The organism is Methylobacterium sp. CB376, from assembly GCF_029714205.1.
Taxonomy (GTDB): domain Bacteria; phylum Pseudomonadota; class Alphaproteobacteria; order Rhizobiales; family Beijerinckiaceae; genus Methylobacterium.
Window position 1 is genome coordinate 3054571 of record NZ_CP121648.1, and the last position, 25587, is coordinate 3080157.

Annotated in this window: 24 protein-coding genes and 1 pseudogene; 6 read left to right on the forward strand and 19 right to left on the reverse strand. The window is 73.2% G+C overall.

The annotated features are described in order from the left end of the window. Positions 1-3 precede the first annotated feature (3 nt). The 4 genes from QA634_RS13775 to QA634_RS13790 all read right to left on the reverse strand — a co-directional run bounded on the left by QA634_RS13775 (position 4) and on the right by QA634_RS13790 (position 4730). On the reverse strand, positions 4-765 hold the full coding sequence (locus QA634_RS13775) for an SDR family NAD(P)-dependent oxidoreductase (protein WP_012332563.1): 762 nt from the start codon (positions 763-765) through the stop codon (positions 4-6). Positions 766-785: 20 nt separating this feature from the next. Then, a complete protein-coding gene (locus QA634_RS13780) occupies positions 786-1232 on the reverse strand; it encodes a Crp/Fnr family transcriptional regulator (RefSeq protein WP_043701180.1) in 447 nt (148 codons plus the stop codon). Positions 1233-1317: 85 nt separating this feature from the next. Then, positions 1318-4212: an ABC transporter ATP-binding protein/permease gene (locus QA634_RS13785; protein ID WP_043701185.1), complete on the reverse strand. Its 2895-nt coding sequence runs from the start codon at positions 4210-4212 to the stop codon at positions 1318-1320. Positions 4213-4526: 314 nt separating this feature from the next. Then, on the reverse strand, positions 4527-4730 hold the full coding sequence (locus QA634_RS13790; RefSeq protein ID WP_012332566.1) for a hypothetical protein: 204 nt from the start codon (positions 4728-4730) through the stop codon (positions 4527-4529). Between the two features lie 236 nt (positions 4731-4966). Between QA634_RS13790 and QA634_RS13795 the strand changes: the two genes are divergently transcribed. After that, positions 4967-5161: a general stress protein gene (locus QA634_RS13795; protein ID WP_012332567.1), complete on the forward strand. Its 195-nt coding sequence runs from the start codon at positions 4967-4969 to the stop codon at positions 5159-5161. Positions 5162-5303: 142 nt separating this feature from the next. On the opposite strand, the gene QA634_RS13800 is transcribed toward QA634_RS13795, so the two are convergent. The 3 genes from QA634_RS13800 to QA634_RS13810 all read right to left on the reverse strand — a co-directional run bounded on the left by QA634_RS13800 (position 5304) and on the right by QA634_RS13810 (position 7299). Then, positions 5304-5501 (reverse strand): hypothetical protein, encoded by a 198-nt coding sequence (locus tag QA634_RS13800; RefSeq protein WP_012332568.1) that lies wholly within the window; start codon positions 5499-5501, stop codon positions 5304-5306. Between the two features lie 37 nt (positions 5502-5538). After that, positions 5539-6042 (reverse strand): hypothetical protein, encoded by a 504-nt coding sequence (locus tag QA634_RS13805; protein WP_012332569.1) that lies wholly within the window; start codon positions 6040-6042, stop codon positions 5539-5541. A 453-nt stretch (positions 6043-6495) separates the two neighbouring features. Continuing rightward, positions 6496-7299 (reverse strand): response regulator, encoded by an 804-nt coding sequence (locus tag QA634_RS13810; RefSeq protein ID WP_012332570.1) that lies wholly within the window; start codon positions 7297-7299, stop codon positions 6496-6498. A gap of 189 nt (positions 7300-7488) precedes the next feature. On the opposite strand from QA634_RS13810, the gene QA634_RS13815 reads away from it, so the two are divergent. Beyond that, positions 7489-7707 (forward strand): NepR family anti-sigma factor, encoded by a 219-nt coding sequence (locus QA634_RS13815; RefSeq protein ID WP_012332571.1) that lies wholly within the window; start codon positions 7489-7491, stop codon positions 7705-7707. Positions 7708-7936: 229 nt separating this feature from the next. On the opposite strand, the gene QA634_RS13820 is transcribed toward QA634_RS13815, so the two are convergent. Further along, positions 7937-8113 carry a DUF1328 domain-containing protein gene (locus tag QA634_RS13820; RefSeq protein ID WP_012332572.1) on the reverse strand — a complete coding sequence of 59 codons (177 nt, stop codon included), beginning with the start codon at positions 8111-8113 and terminating at the stop codon, positions 7937-7939. A 182-nt stretch (positions 8114-8295) separates the two neighbouring features. Between QA634_RS13820 and QA634_RS13825 the strand changes: the two genes are divergently transcribed. Further along, on the forward strand, positions 8296-8499 hold the full coding sequence (locus QA634_RS13825) for a hypothetical protein (RefSeq protein ID WP_018260782.1): 204 nt from the start codon (positions 8296-8298) through the stop codon (positions 8497-8499). Positions 8500-9035: 536 nt separating this feature from the next. After that, positions 9036-9986: a DUF2865 domain-containing protein gene (locus QA634_RS13830; RefSeq protein WP_012332574.1), complete on the forward strand. Its 951-nt coding sequence runs from the start codon at positions 9036-9038 to the stop codon at positions 9984-9986. On the opposite strand, the gene QA634_RS13835 is transcribed toward QA634_RS13830, so the two are convergent. Next, on the reverse strand, positions 9987-10424 hold the full coding sequence (locus tag QA634_RS13835) for a DUF4332 domain-containing protein (protein ID WP_012332575.1): 438 nt from the start codon (positions 10422-10424) through the stop codon (positions 9987-9989). A gap of 136 nt (positions 10425-10560) precedes the next feature. On the opposite strand from QA634_RS13835, the gene QA634_RS13840 reads away from it, so the two are divergent. Beyond that, positions 10561-11484, forward strand: coding sequence for an MBL fold metallo-hydrolase (locus tag QA634_RS13840; RefSeq protein ID WP_012332576.1), 924 nt, complete (start codon positions 10561-10563; stop codon positions 11482-11484). A 124-nt stretch (positions 11485-11608) separates the two neighbouring features. Here QA634_RS13840 and QA634_RS13845 read toward each other — a convergent pair whose 3' ends face one another. From QA634_RS13845 to QA634_RS13865, 5 genes are all read right to left on the reverse strand, one after another. Beyond that, positions 11609-12388, reverse strand: a complete 780-nt coding sequence (locus QA634_RS13845; RefSeq protein WP_012332577.1) for a DUF1499 domain-containing protein — start codon at positions 12386-12388, stop codon at positions 11609-11611. Between the two features lie 75 nt (positions 12389-12463). Further along, complete coding sequence (locus QA634_RS13850) at positions 12464-14092, reverse strand: long-chain-fatty-acid--CoA ligase (RefSeq protein ID WP_012332578.1); 1629 nt, start codon at positions 14090-14092, stop codon at positions 12464-12466. 267 nt (positions 14093-14359) lie between these two features. Then, a complete protein-coding gene (locus QA634_RS13855; RefSeq protein WP_012332579.1) occupies positions 14360-14848 on the reverse strand; it encodes a DUF3429 domain-containing protein in 489 nt (162 codons plus the stop codon). Beyond that, on the reverse strand, positions 14845-15480 hold the full coding sequence (locus QA634_RS13860) for a TspO/MBR family protein (RefSeq protein ID WP_341850695.1): 636 nt from the start codon (positions 15478-15480) through the stop codon (positions 14845-14847). Before QA634_RS13860 ends, QA634_RS13855 begins: the two co-directional genes overlap by 4 nt. Positions 15481-15675: 195 nt before the next feature. Next, a complete protein-coding gene (locus QA634_RS13865) occupies positions 15676-16767 on the reverse strand; it encodes an FUSC family protein (protein ID WP_012332581.1) in 1092 nt (363 codons plus the stop codon). Positions 16768-16958: 191 nt separating this feature from the next. Between QA634_RS13865 and QA634_RS13870 the strand changes: the two genes are divergently transcribed. Next, complete coding sequence (locus tag QA634_RS13870; RefSeq protein WP_012332582.1) at positions 16959-17729, forward strand: transporter substrate-binding domain-containing protein; 771 nt, start codon at positions 16959-16961, stop codon at positions 17727-17729. A gap of 9 nt (positions 17730-17738) precedes the next feature. Here the strand turns inward: QA634_RS13870 and QA634_RS13875 are convergent, their stop codons facing one another. The 5 genes and pseudogenes from QA634_RS13875 to QA634_RS13895 form a co-directional block, all read right to left on the reverse strand. After that, positions 17739-19427, reverse strand: coding sequence for a methyl-accepting chemotaxis protein (locus QA634_RS13875; RefSeq protein WP_012332583.1), 1689 nt, complete (start codon positions 19425-19427; stop codon positions 17739-17741). Between the two features lie 365 nt (positions 19428-19792). Further along, positions 19793-20218, reverse strand: a pseudogene (locus QA634_RS13880) (methyl-accepting chemotaxis protein); the annotation flags it as partial. A gap of 215 nt (positions 20219-20433) precedes the next feature. Then, positions 20434-22413: a transketolase gene (gene tkt / locus QA634_RS13885; protein ID WP_012332584.1), complete on the reverse strand. Its 1980-nt coding sequence runs from the start codon at positions 22411-22413 to the stop codon at positions 20434-20436. Positions 22414-22567: 154 nt separating this feature from the next. Further along, on the reverse strand, positions 22568-24448 hold the full coding sequence (locus QA634_RS13890) for a TRAP transporter large permease (protein WP_012332585.1): 1881 nt from the start codon (positions 24446-24448) through the stop codon (positions 22568-22570). Positions 24449-24460: 12 nt separating this feature from the next. Then, positions 24461-25474, reverse strand: coding sequence for a TRAP transporter substrate-binding protein (locus QA634_RS13895; RefSeq protein ID WP_012332586.1), 1014 nt, complete (start codon positions 25472-25474; stop codon positions 24461-24463). Positions 25475-25587 lie beyond the last annotated feature (113 nt).

Genomic DNA, 25587 nt, shown 5'->3' on the forward strand with positions numbered 1-25587 from the left:
GGATCACAGCCCCGAGACGAGGTGCCCCCCATCCACAGGCAGCGTCACCCCGGTCATCCAGGCGGAGGCGTCGGTCGCCAGGAGCAGGAAGGCGGCGTCGAGATCCTCGGGCTGCCCGAGCCGGCGCATCGGGATCCGCCTGACGAGCGCCTCGCCGGCCGGGGTGGCGAAGAAGTCGCGGTTGATGTCGGTGTCAATGTAGCCCGGCGCGAGCGCGTTCACCCGGATCCCGTACCGGGCCCATTCGAGGGCGAGGGCCTCGGTCATCTGCACCACCCCGGCCTTCGAGACCGTGTAGGGGCCGACGCCGCCCGCGACCCGCAGGCCGAGGATCGAGGCGACGTTGAGGATCACGCCGCCGCGCGCGGCGCCGCGCCAGCGCCGCGCCGCCGCCACCGACACCGCCCAGACCCCGCGCAGATTGGTCGCGATCACCCGGTCGAAGACCGACAGGTCGGTGTCGAGGGCGGGCCCGCCCTCCGCCACGCCGGCATTGTTCACGACCACGTCCGGCAGCCGGGCGAGGCCCGCGAAGGCCGCCTCGACCGAGTCGGCGTCCGCCACGTCGAGGGCCACGGCCGAGGCCCGGGGGGCACCGGCTTCGCGCAGGGCCTCGACCAGGCGGTCGAGCCGGTCGCGGCGGCGCGCCGCCACGGTGACCTCCGCGCCGCTGCGCGCGCAGAGCCGGGCGAAATGCGCGCCGAGGCCGCTCGACGCGCCCGTCACGAGCACGTGGCGGCCCCGCAGGCCGGCGGCGAGATCCATGGCGCGCTCCCTGTCTGCCCTCAGCCCGACCGGCTCTGGGCGAGCTGCTGGTTCGTCATCTCCAGGCGGTGGGCGAGTTCGCGCATCACCGCGATGGCGATCTGCGGGAACTGGCTCAGCAATTCGAGGAAGACCCTGCGGTCGATGCGCAGCGCCGTGGTGGGCACCACCGCCGTCACGGTCGCCGAGCGGGGCTGATCGGCCAGGATGCCCATCTCGCCCACGAGGGCGTTGACGCCGAGCACCGCCACCCGGATCGGCCCGATCGGGCGGTCGAGGGTGACGGCGGCCTCCCCCTCCAGGATCAGGTAGGCGGCGTCCGCCGCGTCGCCCTGGTCGAAGAACTTCTGTCCGGCCGCGAAATGCACGCGTTCGCTGGTGAAGGCCAGGAGCTTCAGGCGCGGAGGATCGACCTCCCGGAACATCGGCACTTGGCGCAGCGACTGCACCTCGGTCTCGAGCGTCATGCCCCGCATCCCGGCCCCTGACGCGCCGACCTTGCCGCAGCGCGGGTCCGGGCGCCAGCCCCCCGGGGCGGATGGGCGGCCGGCCTCAACCGGAAGTTCGCGCATCCGCGGCGACGGAGGTGCCCCGGGCCCGCAGCACCACGTCGAAATGCGAGGCGAAGCGCTCGTTGGGCAGGACGGCGACGAGGCTGCCCTCGCGGCCGAAATGCTGGACCAGCAGCGTCAGCACCGCCCGGGCCCGGTTCTCGCCCATCGGGCCGAGCGCGCCGTCGAGGACGAGGAGGTCGGGCCGGCGCACGAGGCCGCGCACGAGGCTGATCGCCGCCCGCTGGCCGCCGGTGAGGAAGCGCCCGGCCGGGCCGACCTGGTGGTCGAGGCCGACGCGGGCGACGGCGTCCGCGAGGTTCATGGCCTCGACCGTGGCGGTGATGGCGGCGGTCACGGCGGCGGCGGCGTCCGCGGCCGACTGGTTGATCCGCCCGAACAGCAGGTTGTCGCGCAGCGGGGCCGCCGCGCAGACCGCGTCCGGCTCGTAGAACTCGACCCCGCCCTCGCCGGCCTCGGCGAGCGCCGCGCGCAGGGCCGCGCGGGCCTCGACCAAGCGGGCGCGCAACGCGTCGTCGAGCAGGCCGAGGCGGTGGCGCGGCTCGATATAGGCGAGCGGCAGGGCGATGAGCCGCGTCGCGTCCGCCCCGCCGTAGCGCTCCAGCCCGAGCCAGCGACGCCGGACCCGCGCGAGCCAGGACGAGCCGTGGCGCGCCTCCGAGGCCTCGGTGGCGGTCCGGCGCGCCAGGATCGCCTCGTATTCCGGCAGCTCGTCCGCCGACAGGAAGGAGAATTGCTCGAAGAGCGGGTGGCCCATCGGCAGGCCCTGGAAGATCTCCAGCATCGTCTGGGCAATCTGCTCGCCCATGGTGACGAAATCCTCGGCGAGCCCGCGCTCGTCGAGCACGGCGCGCACCACCGGGTGCTCCGCCATGGCCCGCCCGGTCAGGCTCGCGGTGGTCGGCACGCCGAACAGGAGGTTCTCGCCCACCGTCGCCTGGCTGTTGTAGCGCTCCGGGTCGAAGGGCTCGACGAGGTTCTCCATGCCCTGCGCGGCGAGCCGGGCCCGCAGCGCGCCGCGCGCCTCGATCATGCGGGAGGCGAGGTTCGGATGCCGCTCCGGATCGACCTGCCCGAGGAGGCCGAACCGGTAGACCTCCTCGCCCATGCCGATGCGGCGCAGCCAGCCCAGGATCACCCCGTCCAGGGCCGCCGCGTCCGGCACGCCCGCCTGCGCGTAGTCGATCCAGTCCCCCGACAGGCTCGCCAGCGGGTTGCCGGTGCGCCGGGCCTCCGCGAGGCGGCGGCGGTCCTCGAGGGTCTCGGGCGGCGGCACCTGCTCGGGCGGGCGCTGCAGCCCATAGACGATGTTCTCGCGCAGCGACCCTGGAAACAGGATGGGCTCGACGCTGGCGTAGGCGATGCGGCGCGCCAGCGCCAGCGAGCCCCATTCGCCGAGGTCGTGGCCGCCGACCGTGATCCGCCCGCGGCTCGGCGCGAGGCGGTGGGCGAGGACCCGCGCGAGGGCGCTCGCGGCCTGGCTGCCGTCGCTGACGATGCCCAGCCGCAGGGGCAGCGTGACGGAGAGTGAGACCCCTTCCAGGAGCGGGCCCTGCGATTCCCTGACCCAGAGGTCGTCGGCCTCGAGCGGGCCGACGAGGGGCGTGTCGCGTCCCGGGACCTCGGCCGGCAGCAGGCGGTCCGGCAGGAATTGCTGCACCACCTGCTCGTACTTCACCTGCACGTCGAGCCGCTGCTGATCCCAGTCGATCAGTTCCTTGAGGGGCGGCGGCAGGTCGCGATAGGCGGCGATCACCGCCACGAGCTGGCCGATGCTGAGCTGGCCCTTGAGCGCGAAGTAGCCGCCGATGCAGTAGAACAGGAACGGCGTCATCTGCGCGAGCAGGTTGTTCAGGAACTTGACCATGAACTTGCGCCGGTAGATGCGCAGGCGCAGGTCGAAGAGGCCGAAGAGGCGCTGGCCGATCTCGGCGCGCTCCCACGGCTCGGCCCCGTTGGCGTGGACCGCCTCGATGCCGTCCACCACCTCGCCGACCCGCCCGGCGAGGCGGCGCGAGGCGAGCTGGCGCCGCCGCCCGAGGCGCAGGAGTTCCCGCCGCAGGCGCGGGATGACCACGAATTGCACGCCGACGACCGCGGCCGCCATCAGTCCGAGCCAGACGTTCTGGAGCAGGATGAAGGCCATGGCGGTGGCCGCCTGGGTTCCCAGGAAGGCCGGCAGGATGTAGGCGTCGCCGATGAAGCCGCCGATCGGCTCGACCTCGTCGCGCACGATCGTGGCGAGTTCGGAGGCCTTCGCCTGCCGGATCGACTCGGGCGAGAAGCGCAGGATCAGCGAGAACAGCTGGAAGCGCAGGCGCCGCAGCATGCGCTCGCCGAGCGCCCCCTTGGCCACGTTGATCCAGTACTTGAAGGCGCCGTTGATCAGGACGAGGAGGAGGAACAGGGAGGAGAGCCCGAACAGGAGTTCGAAGCGGTCGACCTCGAACCCGTCGAAGAGCGCCCTCTCGCCGCCGAACCAGTCCGGCACGCGCAGGCGCAGGACGAGGAAGTGGGCGGTCGCGTTGCCCTTCTCGAAGGCGTGGCCCTGGATCGCCTCGTTGACGATGCGCCGCGGCAGGTCGAGGGACGCGAAGTAGAGCGGCAGCGAGGCCAGCACGACGGCGCAGATCAGGATCTGGTCGCGCTTCGAGTGGCGCCAGATGTAGCGGAACAGGCTGCGGTCGAGCCCGCCCGCCGCGTCGGCCGCCTCCGGATCGGTCCCGATCATGGGCGCGGCCCGCGGCGTCGCCCGATCGGCCACCGGCGCGGCGACCCCGTTGCGTCTGAGCGCTTCTGCCCCGTCCATCCGCTCCTGCCCGCTCCGCGCGACGACCCCGTCCCTGTGGCGCCCGCCCCGCGCCGGCACCCGCATGGCAGGATCGCCGACGGTTCGGGGCGGAGCGGGCGGACGCCGCCGGGCCGCCGGCCCGCGCCGTTCCGCAGGTCCCGGCCCGGCCGGACGTCCCTGCCCGAACGACCGAGCGTGACCTCCCGCGCCGGCTCAGTCTAGGCGGGAACCCGGCGGGAGTCGCTAGAGGCTGTGATGGACCGCTCCCGGCGCCCGGCGGGACGTCCGCCCCGGCACGTTGCGGCGACCGGCCGGAGCGGGAGCCGGCCGGGCCGGCGCCGGGGCCGCCCGCCGCCCGCTCCGCGCGGGGCGCGGGTCCCGCGCCCCCCGGGCCGGCCTCACTCCTTCCGGGTCGTCAGCCCGCCGGCCCGCCGCGTGACGACGAGGTCCTGGGCGTGCGGCGAATCCTCCGGGTCGTGGTCGGTGGTCGGCGTAGGGCTGTCCTCGGGCGCGGGCACGGGCGGCACAGCGTCGCAGTTGGGGGCCGGGGCGGTGTCGGGCTGCGTGGCGGCGCGGCGCTGGACCATGTTGGGATTCGTCATCGGGGAGGCTCCTGGCTCGACCGGAGGCGCGGCCACCGCGTCGGCGACGCCCGCTCATGCCGGTCCGGGCGGGATTCCGGCCCGGACCGGCACCGGGGCGAACGTCAGCGCCGGGACACGGTTCCGGCCCCGGCGCCCCCGCCGCCGTCCCAGGCCGGGACGGGGCCGAAGGGGATTAGGAACCATCATTTGCGCTGAAGGTTGAGAGCACGAGGACACCGGCCAAGGAGGCATTCATGGCAACCGGCAATTCGACCTCGAAGCGCGGCTTCGCTTCGATGGACATGGAGCGGCAGCGCGAGATCGCCAGCAAGGGCGGCCGCAGCGTTCCCGCCGAAAAGCGCTCGTTCTCCCAGGATCGCGAACTCGCCTCGTCCGCGGGGCGCAAGGGTGGGCAGGCCTCCGGGTCGGGCCGCTCGAGCGAGGATTGAACCTCATCTGACGCTTCGCCGTGGTCCGGCATGGTTGCCGGGCCACGGCGTCGGCATGCCTCGCCTCACCTTCGCCGGACAAACGAAACGGGCGCCTCGCGGCGCCCGTATCCGTGTCGTCCTCGCCCCGCCGGGGGCGGCCTCAGGCCGCGAGTTGCGTCACCACCAGGTTGCGCTTGAGCAGGGCCGGACAGACCGTGTCGTCGGACGGGCGCGTGACCACCAGCCCGGCCAGCAGCCGCTCCAGGCGCTCGCCCTCGGGCAGGGTCGCGGGCTCGCGCCGGACGCGCTCCGCCGCGGGCGGGGGAGCCGGGTCGTCGATTTCGCGGTAGCCGAGCATGTCTCTCTCTCCATGAACGCGCGTGCGGGGCCGCGGCTCAGCCCGCGGCCGGAGCCAGAGCCGCCTGGGCGAGGCAGCGGCTCGGCAGCAGCCGCCGGGCCTCGTGGCCGGCGAGGCCGCTGATCGCGCCCTCGCAGCCCTCCGGCATGGTGCGGCGCGTGCCGACCTCGCCCGCCGGCGGGCCGGGTGCCCGCTGCACCACCGGCACGCCCTCCCGGGTGCGCAGGGTGACGTGCGGCAGTGCCGTGTCCCGGGCCACCAGCGTGGTGTTGGCGGAGGAATCGGTCTCGAAGACCACGTCGCCCGCCGCGTTGCGCAGCGTGACCTTCGCGGCCCCGAGCCCCGTGATCTCGACCGCCACCGGCTTCTGCGGCAGGCCGGCCGGCCGCGGTGGCGCGATCCGGTCGCCCTTGACAAGCTGAGCCGGGGTCTTGGCCGGCCCGGCCATCGCCGCGAGCGAGTGTTCGACCACTGGCTGCGCGATCAGGGCAAGCAGCGCGGCCGGGGCGGTGATGCTGAAGAAGAGGTGAGCGCGAAGCATACGCGGGTCCTCGGAGCGAAGCTTGACACGTCGATCCGATAACGTCGCGACCGGCCCAGTCGTTCCGTGTGGCCGTGCACGAACGGCACAGTTTTTGGGGCGGATCCGAGTGAGGCCCTTCACGCTTCGTTGACCATGTGCAGGCCGCCCGCCGGCGGCGCATGCGGCCTCGCCGCAACACTCGCCGAAAATCAACGCGCCGGCGCGGGAACCCCGCCGGGCGGGGCGACGTTGATTAGGCAACCCGGCCACCTGGTCCTCCCCGCATTCCCCTTGTGCATCGGCCGGAAACTCAGAACGGGCTGGAGCCTATCCGGCCCGTTTCTTTATGTCGGAGCGACGCAGCGCCCGAGATGATCCCAAAGCCACCTGATGATCCCAAGACCATCTCATGACAAAGGGCCGCCCCGGTGGGACGGCCCTGGCAGGTGTCGCTGCGAGGTCCGGGCGAGATCAGGCCGTTGCCTTGGCCTCGCGGCGGCGGGCGCTCTGCTGGAAGAAGAGGGCTTGGCTGATCACCGCGGAGACGTTGGCGGGCTGGAACGGCTTGGCGATCAGGAAGGCCGGCTCGGGCCGCTCGCCGGTGAGGAAGCGCTCCGGATAGGCCGTGATGAAGATCACCGGCACCTCGAAGGTCTTGAGCAGGTCGTTGACCGCGTCGAGGCCGGAACTGCCGTCCGCCAGCTGGATGTCCGCCAGGATGAGGCCGGGCCTGCGGCCCTCGGCGAGCTTGATCGCCTCCGACCGCGTGCGGGCGACCCCCGTGACGTTGTGGCCGAGCCCCTCGACGAGGGCCTCCAGGTCCATGGCGATCAGCGGCTCGTCCTCGATGATCAGGATCTCGGTCGCCATGTCGGCGGCCAGTTCCCGGCCCGCCTCGTCGACGAGGTCGCGCACCTCCGAGATGTCGACGCCCAGGATCGTCGCGGCATCCTCCTCGGAGAAGCCTTCGAGGCAGGAGAGCAGGAAGGCTTGCCGCGGCAGGGGCGTGATCTGGCCGAGCCGGACCTCGGCGGGCAGGTCGTGCTGCACTTGGTCGCTCTGACCGTTCACCGACAACGAGTTCCAGATCCGCGTGAAGACCCTGAACAGATCGGCCTTGACGTTCGCGCTGCGGCCCAGTGTTTCGGGCTCGTTGACGAGCGTTTCGAGCGTCGCGGCCACGTAGGCATCGCCGGCCACCTGGCTGCCCGTGAGCGCGCGTGCGTAGCGGCGCAGGTACGGCAGGTGCTGCACGACGAGTTGTGCTGTCGACATTCAGTTCCCCTTGAGAGTGGTGTCCGTGTGCGAAGACCCTGATCCACAACGCCGCGCCCGCGCGATCGTTCCGGTTCCGTGGAACCGCCCCGGCCCGGACGCGTTGTCGGCGCAAGAGCGCGTGTTGGTCAACAAGCGCCGCAGTATCGCCCTGCCCGTCTGCCCGGGGGCGGGGCGAAGGGGATTTGCATGATCGATGGCAAGGGGATGGGCGGCGCGCAGACGCCGGCGGACCACGGGGTCGCAGGCGGGTCCGATCAGCCTGGGCTCGATCGACTCACTCAGGGCAGGCTCGGCTCCCACCTTCGCGCCATGTACGACGAGCTCGTGCAGCAGCCGATTCCCGAGCGCTTCGTCGAGCTGCTGGCCAGCCTCGACCAGCCCGCCGAGACCTCGAAGAACTCCTGAGGCGCGCGGCCGCGGCTCGTCCGCTCCCGCACGACGAGGCTCCGGCCATCCTGGGCCGGGGGCCGGCTCGCCATCGTCGGGCTGACATTGCGACGACGTCCCGGAGCAAGCCTCCTTGGGCCCGGGGCCCCTTGGGCCCGCGCCCGCGCAGTTGCGGGGCAAGACCTGTTCAGGTCTGGTCCCGCACGTTGCTGGCCGCCGAACCGATGACGACTTCGGCGGCCGAGGCTCAGAGCGTGGAGGAGCGTCCGCGCAGCAGGCCGACGATGGCCGAGATCGCGAACAGCACCACCGCGACGAAGAAGATGATCTTGGCGGCCTCGACCGCCGTCCCGGCGATCCCGCCGAACCCGAACAGCGCGGCCACCAGGGCCACCACCAGGAAAGTAACCGCCCAACCCAGCATGGCGCGAACCTTTCGTATGGTCGGATCATCGGCCCGCGGCCGATCTTGAGCTTACAAACGTCAAGCCTGTCTCCCGGTTCCGCTTTGTCGCAGCGACAGGGGCCGAATCCGCCCCCATCTTGGGGAAGCGGAACCCCGGTTTCGTGCCGCACGTTGCCGAGGCGAACCATTGGAGGCGCTCGATGAACCGATCCCTTGCCCTGCAGGCCGGCCTGGCCCTCCTGATCGGGCTGATCCTGGTCGGGTTCGTGGAGGCCGGCGCCCTCATCCCGGCCATCGCAGCGGGTGCGGCCCTCGCGGCTGCCGCGGCGGCCCTGCGGGGCGTGGCGCAGCCCGCGCCGGTTCCCGTCCCGGTGCGGGCCCGTCGCGGAAGACGCGGCGGCTGAGCCCGGCCCGACACCCGTCGCGGCCCGCCTCCCGCGCCCGGCCGGGGCTCGCGAGGGCGAAGAACCGTCGCATGCGGGCGTGCCTGTCCGACGCGGCTCTGCCCCGAACCGGAGATCATGAAGCGAGACAGTCGCGGTACCCGAGCCCTCCCCCGACACGAGGGAGAGCGTGGGCACCGCGGGCGGCGTGACACGGTATTCCGTTGCCGGGGGAGCAGGGGTCGGGCAAGGCTGCCGTCCGCCGTATTGAGTTAGTTCCTAGACATCGGCATTGCAAACTCGACACCGCGAGACCGGACGATCGATTTCAAGTCTCCTCGCAGAATAGCTCGTGAAATTATGCTTGAGTTGTTGTTTCCGCGCCATTCTTGACGCGGTGCCGGCGACCACTTTCGGTGAATGACGCCGGCAGCGGAACCCTCTGCCCTTCGTCTGGCCGGGCGGCGCCTGAAATTGATGCAGCCCTCGGTGTTTCGTGCCGATTGCTTGCCGGCTCGACTCGGTCGTATCAGCGCCGAGCTTGTCGGGGAGACGTCATGGGCATGCGGTCTTTGTCGAGCGGCCGGTCGGTGCTGCGCACGAGCCTGCTCGGGGCGCTGATCGGGCTCGGCGGGGCGGTGGGAACGACGACGCTGGTGCGCGCCGCGGATGATGCCGGACTCTTCGAGTTCCTCTTCGGCACGGCTCCCCGCGCGGCCGCCCCGCGCCTCTTCGAGGTGCGGCCGGCCCCGCCGCGCGCCGCGCGCGCCTCGCAAGCGCCGCCGCGCCGGCGCTGGGCGTCGCGCCCGGCGCCGCGCGCGGTCCAGACGATGCGGCCGAGACTCGCCGCCGCCGGCCGCGCCGCCCCGCCGGCGCCGCACGAGAGGGGCGGGAGCCGCTCGGTCTGCGTGCGCACCTGCGACGGCTACATGTTCCCCTTGGCGACCCTGCGGACGAGGGCGGATGCCCCCGCGCACGAGGCGGCCTGCGCGGCCGCCTGCCCGGGCGCCGAGACCCGCCTCTACACCGTCGATCCCGGGCAGGAGCTCGACCGCGCGGTCGGCCTGGACGGCCGGCCCTACCGGGACGGCGCGAGCGCCTTCCTGTACCGCAGCCGCGTCGTCGCCGGCTGCTCCTGCCGGCCGGACGGGGCCCTCGTCGCGGCTCCCCTGCCCCTCGACCGCGACCCGACCCTGCGCGCCGGCGACGCGGTCGCGACCCGGAGCGGCGGGCAGGTCTTCACGGGGCGCAGCGGGACGGTGCGGCCGCGCTTCGTCGAGTTCCGGCGCGCCGAGATCCTCCCGGCGGCGTGGCGCCGGGACCTCGACCGCGCCCTCGACGTGTCGCGCCGCGAGCGCGAGCAGGCGAGCTTCCGCGCAGAGCTCGGCCGGGCGCAGCGGGCCGAGCTGCGCCCGGTCCGCGTCGCCCAGATGGCGAGCTTCGCGGTGCTGGCGACGGATGCCGGCTTCGCGCCGGTGCGCGTCGTGGTCCCCTCGCCCTTCCGCTGATCAGGGCGCGGGCTCCCCCGCGATCCCGGGCTCCCCTGCGATTCGCGGCGCGAGCCGGCGCGCCCGCGCGATCCAGTCGGCGACCATGCGCGGCGTCGGCGACACCGGGCAGTGGCCGCGCTCGGCGTTGAGCGCCGCGAGCCGCCCGCCCAGGGAGGCCGGCTCCTCGCGGGCGAGGTCGCCGACCGTGCGGATGCCGGCGGATTCGAGCAGTTCCGCCATCGGGCGGGCGAGGCCGTGCACCCGGAAGAGGTCGCAGCGCTCCGCCCAGCGCAGCAATTGCGCCGCGTCGATCCCGGTGCTGTCGGCGAGGCGCCGCCGGTCCGCCGGGTCGCCCGCACGGGCGAGCAGCGCGTCGCTGGTCGCGATCCCGGCCGCCCGCAGGCGATCCGCCAGGAAGGGCGCGATGCAGCCGATGGTCTCGATCAGGTACGCCACGACCCATCCAGCGGGATCACGTCGCTCGCGTCACGGTAGCGCGGCGGGCCCGCACGGTCCAGTTCGGCGCGGCGCTCGACAGCCGCCGCTCGCGCCGGTAACCCGGGACGGTGCCGAGGACGAGGGGGGACCCCGGGTGAGCGCTTCCGACGACGCCGAACCGCCGGCCTTCTCCCGCGACGCGCCCGCGCCCGGGCGGGTCGAGGCGGTCTCGCCGCTGATCCGCCGCCTCGTCTGCCCGAACGGCGGTCCCTTCACGCAGACCGGCACCTGCACCTACATCGTGGGGCACGGCCGGGTCGCGGTGGTCGATCCCGGTCCCGAGGAGCCGAGCCACGTCGAGGCCCTCCTCGCCGCGCTCGGCGACGAGACCGTGGCGGCCATCGCGGTGACCCACACGCATCGCGACCACTCGCCGGCCGCGCGCGCGCTGAAGGCCGCGACCGGCGCGCCGATCGTCGGGTGCGGCCCGCACCGCGCCGCCCGGGCGGTGCGCGGCGGCGAGAGGACCATCCTCGACGCGGCCGCCGACCGCGACCACGGGCCGGACGTCGCGCTCGCCGACGGCGAGCGGATCGACGGGCCGGGCTGGACCCTGGTCGCCGTCGCGACGCCGGGCCACACCATGAACCACCTCGCCTTCGCGCTGCCCGAGGACGAGGCGCTGCTCTCGGGCGACCACGTGATGGGCTGGTCGACCAGCATCGTCGCGCCGCCGGACGGCGCCATGGGGGCCTACATGGCGTCCCTGGACCGCCTGAGGGGCCGGCCCGAGCGCACCTACTGGCCGGGCCATGGCGGGCCGGTGCGCGAGCCGCAGCGCTTCGTGCGCGCCCTCGCGCATCACCGCCGCGCCCGCGAGGCCGCGATCCTCGACCGCCTGGGCGCGGGCGGGCGGACCATCCCGGCGCTCGTCGCGGAGATCTACCAGGGGCTCGATCCCCGGCTCGCCGGGGCGGCCGCGCTGTCGGTCTACGCCCATCTGGAGGACCTCGTCGCCCGCGGGCAGGCCGCGACGGACGGGGATCCGGCCCTCGACGGCACCTACCGGCCGGCGTGACGCCTCGTACCAACGCCCCAGAATGCTGACGCATCGGGCCGTTGACCATCCCGGATCGTCGACACCAGAGGCTCGGCGACGATCCGAGAACGGACCCAGCGGTCATGAGACATGACCGCCGGTGTCACTTCACCGCCAGCGCGAGGTTCGACAGCTCCTCCAGGTAGGAGCGGATGTGGTCGGCGTTCTGGCCGAAATCGCGGTCGCCGTAGCGCGAGGCCGAGCGCACGTCGATGCGGGCGCCGTCGGCGCGGGGCCTGACCCGGACGGTGACGTCGTAGGGCAGCCCGAGCAGGCGCGAGCGCACCACCGCCTCGATGCGGCCGTTGCCGACCCGCCCGCCCGGCTTGATCGCCTCGATCACCTGCCACTTGCGGTTCCCGGCCGCCTTGAGGGCGAGGGCGAAGGCCTCGTTCGGCCCGAGATCCAGGGTGAGCGGGGCGATCTGCGGATAGGCCTCGCGCTGCAGGGCGCGGGCGGCGGGTGGGATCTCCGGCGGCAGCGCGCCGCCCCGCGCCGCGTAGGCGGCGCGCGAGCGCGAGTAGGAGGGCGGATCGGCGACGTCGGTGGCGATGTCGGTGAGCCGCGGCAGCACTGCCCCGCGGACCGCCATGTAGCCCGGATAGGCGAGGACGAGCGCCGCGAGGAAGAGGCCGCCCAGGGCGGTGCGCAGGCCCCGCGCCCCCTCGTTCCAGACCCGCACGAAGGCCCCGAGCGCGAGCGCCACGGCGAGCAAAGCCACGGCGATGCCCGCCCCGAGGGCGGCGAGGGCCGGCCCGGTCTCGGCCCGCGGATCCCGCACCAGCAGGAGCGCGATGGCCACCACCGCGACGGCGAACCAGCCGCAGCGCAGCGCCCACGGCGCCGCCCGGGTGACGGGCTCCTCGACGATCAGGCGACGCATGCGGGGAGCGCGGGATCAGCGGTCATCGCCCCTCCCTAAAGCGGTCCGCGGCGCCGCGAAACCCCTCCTGTCCCCTCACGCCGTCCCGGGGAACCGATAGTCCCGGAACTGGTCGCGCAGGGCCGTCTTCTGGATCTTGCCCGTCGCCGTGTGGGGGATCTCCTCGACCAGCACGACGTCGTCCGGCAGCCACCACTTGGCGATGCGCGGGCTCATGAAGGCCAGGATGTCGTCCTTGTCCGGGACGCGCCCGGGCTTGGGCACCACGACGAGGAGCGGGCGCTCGTCCCATTTCGGGTGCGCCACCCCGATCACCGCCGCCTCCGCGACGTCCGGGTGCCCGACGGCCAGGTTCTCCAGGTCGATGGAGGAGATCCACTCGCCCCCCGACTTGATCACGTCCTTCGAGCGGTCGGTGATCGTCATGTAGCCGTTGGGGTCGATCGTCGCGATGTCGCCGGTGTCGAAGAAGCCCCGGTCGTCGAGGATCGGCGTGTCGTCCCGGAAATAGGCCGCCGCCACGGCGGGGCCGGCCACCTTGAGGCGCCCGAAGGTGGTGCCGTCCCAGGGCAGGTCGCGGCCGGCATCGTCGGTCAGCCGGAACTCGACCCCGAAGGGCGGGTAGCCCTGCTTCATCTTGAGGTCGAGGCGCGCCTCGCCCTCCAGCTGCGACACCTCCGGCTTCAGCGAGCAGAAGGAGCCGATCGGACTCATCTCGGTCATGCCCCAGGCATGGGTGACGCTCACGCCGAACTCCCGCTCGAAGCGCTCCGTCATCGCCCGCGGGCAGGCCGAGCCGCCGATCAGCACGCGCTTCAGGTGCGTGATCCGGCCCCCGGTCGCGTCGAGGTGCTGGAGGAGGCCGAGCCACACCGTCGGCACCGCCGCCGTGACGGTGACGCCCGTCGACTCCAGGAGGTCGTGCACGGAGGCGCCGTCGAGTTTCGGCCCCGGCAGGACCAGGGCCGCCCCCGCCATCGGCGCCGCGAAGGCGAGCGACCAGCTGTTGGCGTGGAACAGCGGCACCACCGGCATCGCCACGTCGCGGCTGGAAAGCCCGATATAGTCGGGCCCGTTATTGGCCATCGCGTGCAGCACGTTGGAGCGATGCGAGTAGAGCACGCCCTTCGGATTGCCGGTCGTGCCCGACGTGTAGCAGAGCCCCGCCGCGCTGCGCTCGTCGAGCTGCGCCCAGGCGAAATCCGCGTCCGCCTCGGCGAGCCATTCCTCGTAGGCGACCGCGTTGCGCAGGGACGTGTCCGGCATCCCGGCCGCGTCGGTCAGCACCACGAAGCGCTCGATCGTCGGCAGCTGCTCGGCGAGCCGCTCCACCAGTGGCACGAAGGTGAGATCGAGCAGGAGGATGCGATCCTCCGCGTGGTTGATGATGTAGGCGATCTGCTCGCCGAACAGCCGCGGGTTGACCGTGTGGTAGATCGCTCCGAGCCCGGTGATGCCGTACCACGCCTCCAGGTGCCGCCAGGTGTTCCAGGCCAGGGTGGCGACCCGGTCGCCCGCGCGGATCCCGTCCCGCTCCAGCCGCTTGGCGAGCCGCAGCGCCCGCCCCCTCACCTCTCCGTAGGTGGTCCGGTGCATCGGTCCCTCGACCGAGCGGGAGATCACCGCGCGGTCCCGGTGCTGGGAGGCGGCGTAGTCGATGATGCGGTGGATGAGCAGGGGCCAGTCCTGCATCAGGCCGAGCATGGCGTCGTGTCCTTCCCTCTGGCGGGCGCGTCGGCACGCCCTGTCCGGCCGGCCGAGCGGCCGGCGACGGGCGGCGAGGCCCGTCGCGCCCAGTCTAGCCGATTTCCCGCGCCAGGGGATCGCGGCGAGAGCGTCGCCCGCGCCGTCGCGCCTCGCCGCGCGTCCCGGCGCGCAAGGGTCGGGGTCGCTGCGCGCGCTTCGCACGGTTGGTGTCGGTCGTGCGAAGGGGCACCGCGTGCCGGCCCGACCGGGCGATCGACCCCGCGCTCAGACCCGGCCGGCGAGTTCGATCGCGAGCAGCGCCGCGAGGCTGAGCAGCGCGAGCGGGATCTGCATCGGCCGCAGCCGCGCGAAGTGGCGCGGGGCCTCGCCGGACCGGGCCGCCAGGGGATCGAGGACGACGATGAGGCCGTAGCCGGCGAGGAGCAGCGCCGTCGTGGCGGTGGCGCGCCCGAACAGCAGGCCCGCGAGGGCCGCCAATCCGAGCCCGAACAGGACCATCATGGTGGCGATCTGCGTGGCGGTCGGTCCGCCGACCGTCCGGAAGCTGAGGCCCCGCCGCACGCCCGACAGGAAGGTAAGGATGGCGCCGCCCCACAGGAGCGTGAGGCTGACGATCAGGCGCCGGGTCTCGCCCGCGCTGGCGAGCGCCGCCGCGGCCCCGGCGACGAGCGGCAGCATCGGCCCGAAGCCGTAGAGGAGGCTGAGCCAGGGGATCCGCGGCGAGGCGTCCTCGCGGGTGGGGTGGGGTCTCATCGGGCCGGGGCCCCCGGGGGCTGCCGCCCGTCGAGGTCCGGGTTGCGCCGCCGCAGATCCTCCGTGAGGACGTCGCCGAACACCGACCACAGGGTGAGCGGCAGGCCGCTCGCCGCCGCGAGGCCGTCCACGCGCCCCGCCCGGGCGATGAACCCCGCCCCGGCGGCCACCACGAGCGCGCCCTCCGCGACCCCGCCCGTGAGGCTGCGCGCGCCGAAGAAGACCTTGTTGTAGGCGGTGACCAGGGCGAGGGTGAGGGCCCAGAGGGCGATCGCCTCGTCGCGGGCCGGCGAGCGGGGCTGGCGCATCAGCCGGTAGGCGCCCGCCGCCATCAGCGTGAGCAGGACCGGCCAGCCGCCGGCGAAGACGGGGTCCGGCGGCTTCCAGGACGGGGTGTCGAGGCGGCCGTACCAGCGGGCGATGTCCGGGTGGCTCGGATCGGGGCTGTAGCGGCGGCTGACCAGCCCGCTGAGCAGGAGCGCGCCCCCGACCGCGACGAGCGCCGCGCCCGGCGACAGCGCACCGTCGCGCCGCGGGGGCGGCGCCGCGCGGGCGCCCGGCGCCCCGCGGGGGCGCGGATCGGCGATGCGCCGCCCGCGCGGCGCCGGTGGAGGATTCGGCCATCGGGTGATTCCGGGACTGCGCGGCCCTGCCGGCCGCCCTCCCCCAACGTCCCGCCGCGCGGCATGTTCAAGCGGGGCCGCCCGTGCTGGTCCTCGACCGGGACCGGACCGTCGTGAAGACGGTCTTCGGCCAGCGCCCCCGGAAGGTCCTGCTCCGGGGCGAGATGGTGCTGCGCAAGCGCGCCGCGCCGTGAGCCGCGCGCCTCACCCGGCGGGCGCGGCCCGCCCCTCGGCGGCGCGCTCGGCGAGGTCGTCGAGGTTGCGCCGCATCTGGTCGAGCGAGAAGGCGATCCAGAAGATCTGCCCGACCTCGTCGGTCGGGAGGTCGCGGGTGAGCCGGCGGCGGCGCATCTCGTCGATCGCCGCCCGGTAGGCGGCGATCGCCCGCGGCAGGGCCGGATCCTCCTCCGGGGCCCGGGCGTCCTGCTCGAGGCAGGCGGCGATGCCCCGCAGGCGCGCGGCCGCGGCCGAGGCCGCCGCCGCCCAGGGGGCCGCGAGGTCGGCGCCGAGATCCGCCTCGCGCGCGGCCCGGCGCAGCATCACGACGTCGTGGCGCAGGCGCAGGAGCGTGCGGGCGAGCGGCTCGGGATCCGGGGCGGCGGCGAGGCGGCTGCGCCGCTCGCGGGCGGCCTCCCCCACCAGCACCTCCAGCCGGTCGAGGCTGCGCCGCGTCGCGAGCGGCAGCCCCTTCGCGTCGATGGCGGCGTCGTCGCGGCGCGCCAGCACCTCCAGCTGATCGGCGAGGAGGCGGGCGGTCCGCGCCGCCTGCTCGCGCACCACCCGCGCCGCGCGGGCCGGCGCGACCACGAGCGAGACCGCGAGGCCGATCGCGCAGCCGAGGCCGACCTCCAGGATCCGGTCGAGCGCGAAGGCGATCGGGCCGAGCGTGCTGCCGGTGGTGCTCAGGAGCACGATCACCGCGGTGATCGGCGCGACCCGGAACCCCGCCGACTGCGCCGCCGCGACGGAGAGCGGGCCGATCGCCAGCAGGAGGGCGACCGCCGTGGTGATCCCGCCCTGGTGCGGGACGGCGAGGGCGACCGCGCCCCCGTAGACCGCGCCGAGCACCGAGCCGAGGAAGCGGTCGAGGGCAGCCTTCAGCGAGGAGCCGACGCTGCTCTGGGTCACGATCAGCGCGGTGATCACTGCCCAGAAGGCCTGCGGCAGGCCGAGCCCGGCGGCGAGCCCGAAGGTGGCGAGGCTCGACACCGTCATGCGGGCGGCCTGGACCAGCTTGGCGCGGTTCCGGGACAGCCAAGCCTCCAGGCGCGCGGCGCCGCTCGCGTCGATCGTCATCGTGCCTCCGCGGATGGCGCCTCTTCGACGCCAGCGGGGGCCGGCCTGTCAACCGCGCCGGCGCGCTTCGCCCGCCGCCCCGTTGCAAGCGTGTCCGCTCTCGGCTCTGTTAGGCGGGAAGAACGGGCCCGCGATGATGCGCGGCGCGTCGCCGGGCGCGCCGGGGCCGGGCAGAGCGCAGGGGGTGGGTGATGGGCCGGACTTTGTGGGCCGGGATCGGGATCGTGGCCGCGGCGCTCGCGGCCGCGCCGGCCGCGGCGAGACCCCTCGCGGCGATCCGCGAGGCGGGGGTGCTGCGGGTCGGCCTGACCGGCGACTACGCGCCCTATTCGCTGAGGCGCTCCGAGGGCGACGTGAAGGGCGCCGACGTCACGATGGCGCGGGATCTCGCCCGCAGCCTCGGGGTCTCGCTCGAGATCGTCCCGACGACCTGGAAGGGCCTCAAGGACGACCTCCTCGCCGACCGGTTCGACATCGCCATGGGCGGCGTCTCGGTGACGTCCGACCGCGCCGCGGTGGCGGATTTCTCGGTGCCGGTAATGACCGACGGCAAGCGCCCGATCGTGCGCTGCGCCGATGCCGGGACCTACACGAGCATCGCGGCGATCGACCGGCCCGAGGTGCGCGTGGTGGTCAATCCCGGCGGCACCAACGAGCGCTTCGCGGCCGCCCACTTCCCGCACGCCGCCGTGCGGCTGCACCCGGACAACCGCACGATCTTCGAGGAGGTCGCGGAGGGCCGCGCGGACCTGATGGTCACGGACGGGGCCGAGGTCGATTACCAGGCGCGGCGCCACCGCGGCGTGCTCTGCCCGGCCACGGTGGCGGATTCCTTCGACCACGCCGACAAGGGCTACTGGATGAGCCGCGACCCGGCGCTCAAGGCGGCGGTGGACGGCTGGCTCAAGGCCGCCCTGGCCTCGGGCGCCTACGACAGGGCGCTCGAGGCCGCGGCCGAGTAGCGGACCGCCTCAGGCGGCGCGGATCTCGGCGAGGAAGCGGTCGGTCCCGGCGGAGAGCTGCTCGGATTGCCGCGACAGCGCGCTCGCCGCGCCCAGCACCTGGGAGGCGGCCTCCCCGGTCTGCGCGACCGCGCCCGCCACCGCCCCGATCGTGTCCGTCACCGCCCGCGTCCCGCGCGACGCCTCCGCCACGTTGCGCACGATCTCCTGCGTCGCCGCCCCCTGCTCGGTCACCGCCGCGGCGATCGCCGAGGCCACGCTGCGGATCTGCCCGATCCGCTCCGTGATCCCGCCGATCGCCGTCACCGCCTGGCGCGTCGCGCCCTGGATCTGGCCGATCTGTCCCGAGATCTGCTCGGTCGCCCGCGCGGTCTGGCCGGCCAGTTCCTTCACCTCCGCGGCCACCACCGCGAAGCCGCGCCCCGCCTCCCCGGCCCGCGCCGCCTCGATCGTGGCGTTCAGCGCCAGCAGGTTGGTCTGGCTCGCGACCGAGGAGATCAGCCCGACCATGTCGCCGATGCGCGCGGTGCTCTCGCTCAGCGCCCGCACCAGCTCCTGCGTGTGGTCGGCCTCCCGCACGGCCGCCTCGGCCAGTTCGGCCGAGCCCTCGACCTGCCGGCCGATCTCGCTCACCGAGGCGCCGAGTTCCTCGGCCGCCGCCGCCACGGTGCCGACATTCGCGCTGGCCTCGTCGGCGGCGCGCGCCACGGCGGTCGAGCGCCGGGCGGTGTGGTCGGCGGTCGCCGTCATGGTCTCGGCGGTCGCCTGCAATTCGGTGGCGGCGGCGGCGACCTGCGCGACGATGCCGCCCATGCCGCGCTCGAACTCCTCGGCCATGCTGCGCATCGCGTCGCGGCGGGCGCGCTCGGTCTCGGCGCGGGCCGCCTCGTCGCGGGCACGCTCCTCCAGGGCGCGGCTCTGGAGGCCCTCGCGCAGGGCGACGACGGCGGAGGCGATCTCGCCGATCTCGTCGCGGCGTCCGACGCCCTCGACCGCGGCGGCGATCTCGCCGGCGGCGAGGCGGCGCAGGGAGGCGGTGAGGCTGGCGAGCGGCCGGGCGACGCCGCGCCCGAGCACGCCGGCGACGGCGACGAACAGGAGGGCGACGGGCAGGATCTTCCAGGCGAGCGAGCGCACCTCGCCCCACAGGGCCGCGTCCACATCGTCCACGTGCAGCCCCGAGCCGACCAGGATCTGCCATTCGGGGATCCCGATCACGTAGGTCACCTTCAGGGTTTCCTCACTCTCTCCCGGTTTCAGCCAGTAGAACTGCGAGGATCCCCGGCCGTTCCGATTGACAAGATCGACCATTTCTCGGGTGATCTGGGTGCCGAATTTATCTTTCAGGTCCAGCATGCTCTTGCCTTCGAGCTCGCGCCGGATCGGATGCATGACGCTGCGGCCATCGAAGTCGTAAACGTAATAGTAATTGCCGCCGTCGAAGCGGGCCATCCGGAGGGTCTCGAGGGCGGCCCGGCGCGCCTCGCCCTCGCTCATCTCGCCCGCCCTCGCCCGGGCGAGGTAGCCCTGCAGGATGGTGGCGGCGGCCTCGACGGCGTGCTGGATCTCGCCGCGCTTCTGCTCCAGCATCGCACTGCGGATCTGGGTCAGGGCCAGCCCCATCGAACCCCCGAGAAGGAACAGGGCGGCGAGCGCGAGCGCCACGAAGCGGTGAACGAGGCGAAATCTGAGCGGCATGGAGACCTCGGTTGGGTATGGCTTCATGCAGTTTGGTCAACTTGCCTTAAAAACTTCGTAACCTGCGCTTCAATCATCTTCGTCACAGCTTCCAGCCCAGTGTGTAATTTCTCCAATAATTTTTTTCGTACATCGCGATGACTTTGCGAGAACGATTGATCCTATCAGTTTTTTGCGAGTATATTTTGACAAATTCCACTGAATTGTCGGGTAAAGCATCGTCCCTATGCGGCATGTGAGGGCTGATTCTGCCTCGCCTTATTGGTTCGAGAGGGGTTCCTGGCGGGTGGGATGCGCGCCGCCTGGCTCGGACTGATAACGGGATCCGGGTGCGCCGTCCTCGGATCCCGCGCGAGCGTCGCGCCTCAGGCGGCGCGGATCCCGGCGAGGAAGCGGTCGGTCCCGGCGGAGAGCTGCTCGGATTGCCGCGACAGCGCGCTCGCCGCGCCCAGCACCTGGGAGGCGGCCTCCCCGGTCTGCGCGACCGCGCCCGCCACCGCCCCGATCGTGTCCGTCACCGCCCGCGTCCCGCGCAACGCCTCCGCCACGTTGCGCACGATCTCCTGCGTCGCCGCCCCCTGCTCGGTCACCGCCGCGGCGATCGCCGAGGCCACGCTGCGGATCTGCCCGATCCGCGCCGTGATCCCGCCGATCGCCGTCACCGCCTGGCGCGTCGCGCCCTGGATCTGGCCGATCTGCCCCGAGATCTGCTCGGTCGCCCGCGCGGTCTGGCCGGCCAGCTCCTTCACCTCCGCGGCCACCACCGCGAAGCCGCGCCCGAGCACGCCTGCGACGAAGCACGCCTGCGACGGCGAACAGGAAGGCGAAGGACAGGATCTTCCAGGCGAGCGAGCGGACCCCGCCCCGCAGCGCCGCTCCACGCGAAGCAAGCTCGAAAATCGGCGCAGAGTGGCGGCGTCGAACTGGTCGCAGCACGGCACCGTCCGGCGCCCCGGGCCATCGGCCCGCAAGGCCGATGCCGCGCCGCGGGCTCGGCGGCTCGGGCTCAGAGCCGCGCCCGCACCTCGCGAAGGACCGCCTCCGGCGTGATGCCGAAGTGGCGGAAGAGCTCCTCGCCGGGCCCGGAGGCACCGAAGCCGGTCATCCCGACGAAACCGCCCTCCTCGCCGATCCAGCGCTCCCACCCGAGCCGGATGGCCGCCTCGACGGCGACCCGCACGGTGTCGCGGGGGATCACCTCGCGGCGGTAGGTTTCCGGCTGGGCCGCGAAGGCCTCCCAGGACGGCATCGACACCACGGCGGTCGGGATCCCCTCCGCCTGCAGCGCCGCGCGGGCGGCGAGCGCCACCGCCACCTCGGAACCGGTGCCGACCAGGGTGACCCGCCTGCGCCCGCCCGTCGCCGGGGCGAGCAGGTAGGCGCCCCGCGCGCTCAGGTTCTCCGCGCCCGCCTCCCGCCGCAGGGCCGGCAGCGGCTGGCGGGAGCAGATGAGCGAGGTCGGCCCGTCCCGGTGCGCGAGCGCCATCTCCCAGGCCTCGGCGGTCTCGACGGCGTCGGCCGGGCGCAGCACCAGCATGTTGGGGATCGCCCGGAGCGAGGCCAGGAACTCCACCGGCTGGTGGGTCGGCCCGTTGCGGCCGATGCCGATCGAATCGTGGCTGTAGACCGTGATGACCGGAAGCTCCATCAGCGCCGCCATCCGCAGGGCGGGCCGCAGGTAGTCGGAGAAGACCAGGTAGGTGGCGCCGACCGGGATCAGCCCGCGATGGGCCGCCATCCCGTTCATCATCGCCCCCATGGCGTGCTCGCGGATCCCGTAATGCAGGTAGCGCCCGGCCCTTTCCGTGGCCGTGAAGGCGGCGAGCCGCTGCTTGTGGCGCGTCGGGCCCTCCAGGTCGGGGGCGCCACTGAACAGGTCCGGCACGGTCTCGGCGAGGGCCGCCAGGATGTCGGCCGCCACCTCGATGGTCGGGCGCTCCGGGGCGGTCTCGGACCAGTGCCGCCTGAGGGCGAGCAGCGTCTCGCGCCAGGACGGGGGCAGCCGGCCCGCCATCCTCCGGTCGAACTCCGCCCGCCGGGCCTCCGGCAGGGCGGCCCGGCTCGCCTGCCAGGCCGCGTAGGCGGCCCGGTTGCGCGCCCCCGCCCCGGCCCGCCAGGCGGCGGCGACATCCTCGGGCACCGCGAATGCCGGATGGTCCCAGGCGCGGGCGGCGCGGGCCTCCGCGCAGTCGCTCTCGAAGACGCGCCCGCCATGGGCCCCGCGCTGGCCTTCGAGCCGCGGCAGGCCGCGGCCGATCACCGTGCGGCAGGCGATCAGGCTCGGGCGCGGATCGCCCCTGGCGAGGAGCAGCGCCGCCGAGACCGCCTCGACGTCGTGGCCGTCGCAGTCGATCACCTGCCAGTCGGCGGCCCGGAAGCGGGCCCGCACGTCCTCCGAGATCGACAGGTCGGTGCTGCCGTCGTCGGTGATGCGGTTGTCGTCCCACAGGAAGGTCAGCTTGCCGAGGCGCAGGTGGCCGGCGAGCGAGACGACCTCGTGGGCGATGCCCTCCTGCAGGCAGCCGTCGCCGACCAGGGCGTAGGTGCGGTGATCGACGAGGTCCGGGCCGAACTCGGCCGCGAGCTTGGCCTCCGCCACCGCCATGCCGACCGCGTTGGCGATGCCCTGGCCGAGGGGGCCGGTCGTCGCCTCGATGCCGTGACGGGGCGCGTATTCCGGGTGGCCGTGGCAGGGCGAGCCGAGTTCGCGGAAGCCGCGGATCGCCTCGATCGAGATCGCCGCGTAGCCCGCGAGGTGGAGGGCCGCGTAGAGGAGCATCGAGCCGTGGCCGTTCGACAGCACGAAGCGGTCGCGGTTGGGCCATTCCGGATCGTCCGGGTTGCAGACGAGGTGCCGGGTGAACAGGGCGGTGGCGATCTCGGCGCAGCCGAGCGGCGCGCCCGGATGTCCGTCCCCGGCCCGGGCGATGGCGTCGAGGGCGAGGAACCGGACGGCATCGGCCATGCGGCTCGGCGCGGCATTCATGGTGAGGTCCTCTCAGGCAAGGCGGGGGCGTCCGCGGCCGCCGGGAGGGGCGGCCGCGCGGGGTCGTGATCCGCTTGGATCAACCGGATCCCGGATCATGCGCTGTCCGGACGTGATCGTCCGGACAGCCGATGACCGCTTCGGCGAATGACGCTCAGCCGAGGAAGCCGATGGAGATCCAGGGCACCAGGATGACGACGACGAGGCCGAGGATCATCGCCAGGATGTAGCCGACGATCGGGCGGATGCCCGCGTCCGGGTGGATCCGGCTGATCGCGCAGGCCGCGTAGTAGCCCACCCCGAAGGGCGGCGCGAACAGCCCGATCCCCATGGCGAGGATCACCACCATGGCGTAGTGCACCTCGTGCACCCCCACCGCCCGGGCGATCGGGAACAGCAGCGGGCCGAACAGCACGATCGCCGGGATCCCCTCCAGCACCGAGCCCAGCACGATGAAGGCCAGCGCCGAGACCACCAGGAAGCCCAGCGACCCGCCGGGCAGGCTCTTCATGATCACCGCCAGGCTCTGCGAGAAGCCCGACTGCGTCAGCGCCCAGGCCATCCCGGTCGCCGCCCCGATGATCAGGAGGATCGCCCCCGACAGGGATGCCGTCGAGACCAGCATCGGGTAGAGCCGCCTCCAGTCGAACTGACGGTAGATCAGCAGCCCGGCCAGGATCGCGTAGACGATGCCGATGGTCGAGACCTCGGTGGCGGTCGCCACCCCCTCCACCACCGCCGCCCGGATCACGAAGGGCAGCGCCAGGGCGGGCAGCGCGATCACCAGCGAGCGGCCGATCTCGCGCCCGCGCGCCCGGCGCACGTGGCTGAGATCCTCGCCCCGGTAGCGCCACCAGACCAGCGCGCACAGCATGATCCCGAGCACCACGCCCGGCAGCATGCCGCCCGTGAAGAGCGCGGTGATCGACACGCCCGTCACCGACCCGATGGTGATCAGCACCAGCGAGGGCGGGATGGTCTCGGTCTGGGCGCCGGTGGCGGCGAGCAGCGCCACGAGGTCGCCCTCCTTGGCGCCGCGCGCCTTCATCTCGGGAAACAGCACCGGGGCGACCGCGGCCATGTCGGCGGCCTTGGAGCCGGAGATGCCCGAGACGAGGTACATGGCGCCCACCAGCACGTAGTGCAGGCCGCCGCGCACGTGGCCGAGCAGCGCGGCGAGGAAGCCGACCATGGCCTTGGCCATGCCGGTCATCTCGATCAGCAGGCCCAGGAAGACGAAGAGCGGCACGGCGAGCAGGATGAGGTGGCTCATGCCCTCGTCCATGCGCCCCACCACCACCATGGAGGGGGCGCGGGTGGTGAAGGTGAGGTAGCCGAAGGTGGCCAGCCCGAACGCGAAGGCGATCGGCACGCCCGAGAAGACCAGGGCGCCGACGCCGAGGACGAAGAAGATCAGCAGGTTCCAGTTGCCGAGGGTGCGCAGGGTCGGCTCGGCATAGAACAGGCCGGCCACCACGGCGCCGGTGAGCAGGAGGGCGCCGAGGGAGGTTTTCCAGTCGGTGCTCTCGACGAGGCGCAGCACCGCGATGGCGAGCATCAGCACGAAGCCGACCGGGAGGGCGGCGGCGCGCCAGGCGTTGGTGATCTCCAGCGCCGGGGTCTGGACGAAGAGCTCCTCGCTGGCGAACTCGTAGGCGGGTTCGAGCAGGATGCCGATGAAGACGAGGCCGGCGGCGAGCGAGAGCGCGTCCAGGAAGGCGCGCACCTTCGGGGAGGCGAGGCTGACGACGGCGGTCATGCGCATGTGCTCGGAGCGCCGGTAGGCGACCACCGAGCCCAGCATGGCGAGCCAGAGGAACAGGATCGAGGCGAGTTCGTCCGCCCACACGATCGGCTGGTGGAAGACGTAGCGGCTCACCACGCCCGAGCCCAGGACCACGATCTCCAGGACGACCAGGAGCGCCGCGGGCAGCTCGATCAGCAGGCCGAGCGTGTCGTCGAGCCATCTCAGCCGGGCCCGGCGGCCGGTGAGCGCCGGTGCGACCGGCGACTCATCCGCGAGTTCGAGATGCATGCGTCTCCTCCCTCAGGCCAGCTTTCCGGACACGGCTTCCAGGTGACCCCAGGCCGCGTCGCCGAACTTGGCGCGCCAGTCCTTGTAGAAGGTCGTGCGGCCGAGCGCATCGCGGAAAGGCTCGCGGTCGACCTCGATGAAGGTGATGCCCTTGGCGGTGAGGTCCTGGCGCAGCGTGGTGTTGAGGCGGAGGATGTCGGCGCGCTGATCGTCGGCGGACTTGTCGAGTTCGCGGGTGACGAGGGCGCGCAGGTCCTCGGGCAGGCGCTGGACCGCGCGCTTGTTGCCGAGGATCCAGTAGCCGTCCCAGACGTGGCCGGTGAGGCTGCAGGATTTCTGCACCTCGTAGAGGCGCGTCGTCGCCGTGATGGCGAGCGGGTTCTCCTGACCCTCGAAGATCTTGGTCTGCAGGGCGGAGTAGAGTTCGTTGAAGTTCAGGGGAGCGGCGCCCGCATCGAGGGCCTTGAACAGGGAGGTCAGCATCGGGGCCGGGGGCACCCGGATCTTGAAGCCCTTGAGGTCCTCGGGGGTGCGGATCTCGCGGGTCGAGGAGGTGATGTGGCGGAAGCCGTTGTCCCAGACCTTCGAGACGGCCTGGATCGGCGTCTTGGCGATCTGGTCGCGGATGTAGGCGCCGAGCCCGCCGTCCATCGCCGCCCAGACGGCGGTGTAGTCCTTGAAGGCGAAGCCGGTATTGGGAAGGCTCGCGGCGGCCACGAAGGTGGCGAGGATCGAGGTCGAGAGGTTGAAGAACTCGACGCTGCCGTTGCGGACCTGCGAGAGCAGGTCGGTGTCGGAGCCGAGCTGGTTGGCCGGGAAGAGCTTGATGTCGAGTCGCCCGTTCGAGGCCTCGCGGATGCGGTTGAGGGCCTCCTGCGCGCGGATGTTGACCGGGTGGGTCGGGTCCTGGCCGGTGGCGAGCTTGTACTCGAACTCGGCCGCGTTGGCGGGCCGGCGCAGGACGGTGACGAGGGGGATGCTGGCGGCGCCGGCGAGGAGCGTGCGGCGCGAGAGGGTCGTCGACATGGCGTTCTCCCTGGATTTCCATTGATTGCGAAGCGCCGGTTCGTCCGGCGGTGTTGCCCTGGTCGAGTGGGATGGGAGCCGCACGCGGGGCCGGATCCGCTGGCCCTCGGGCG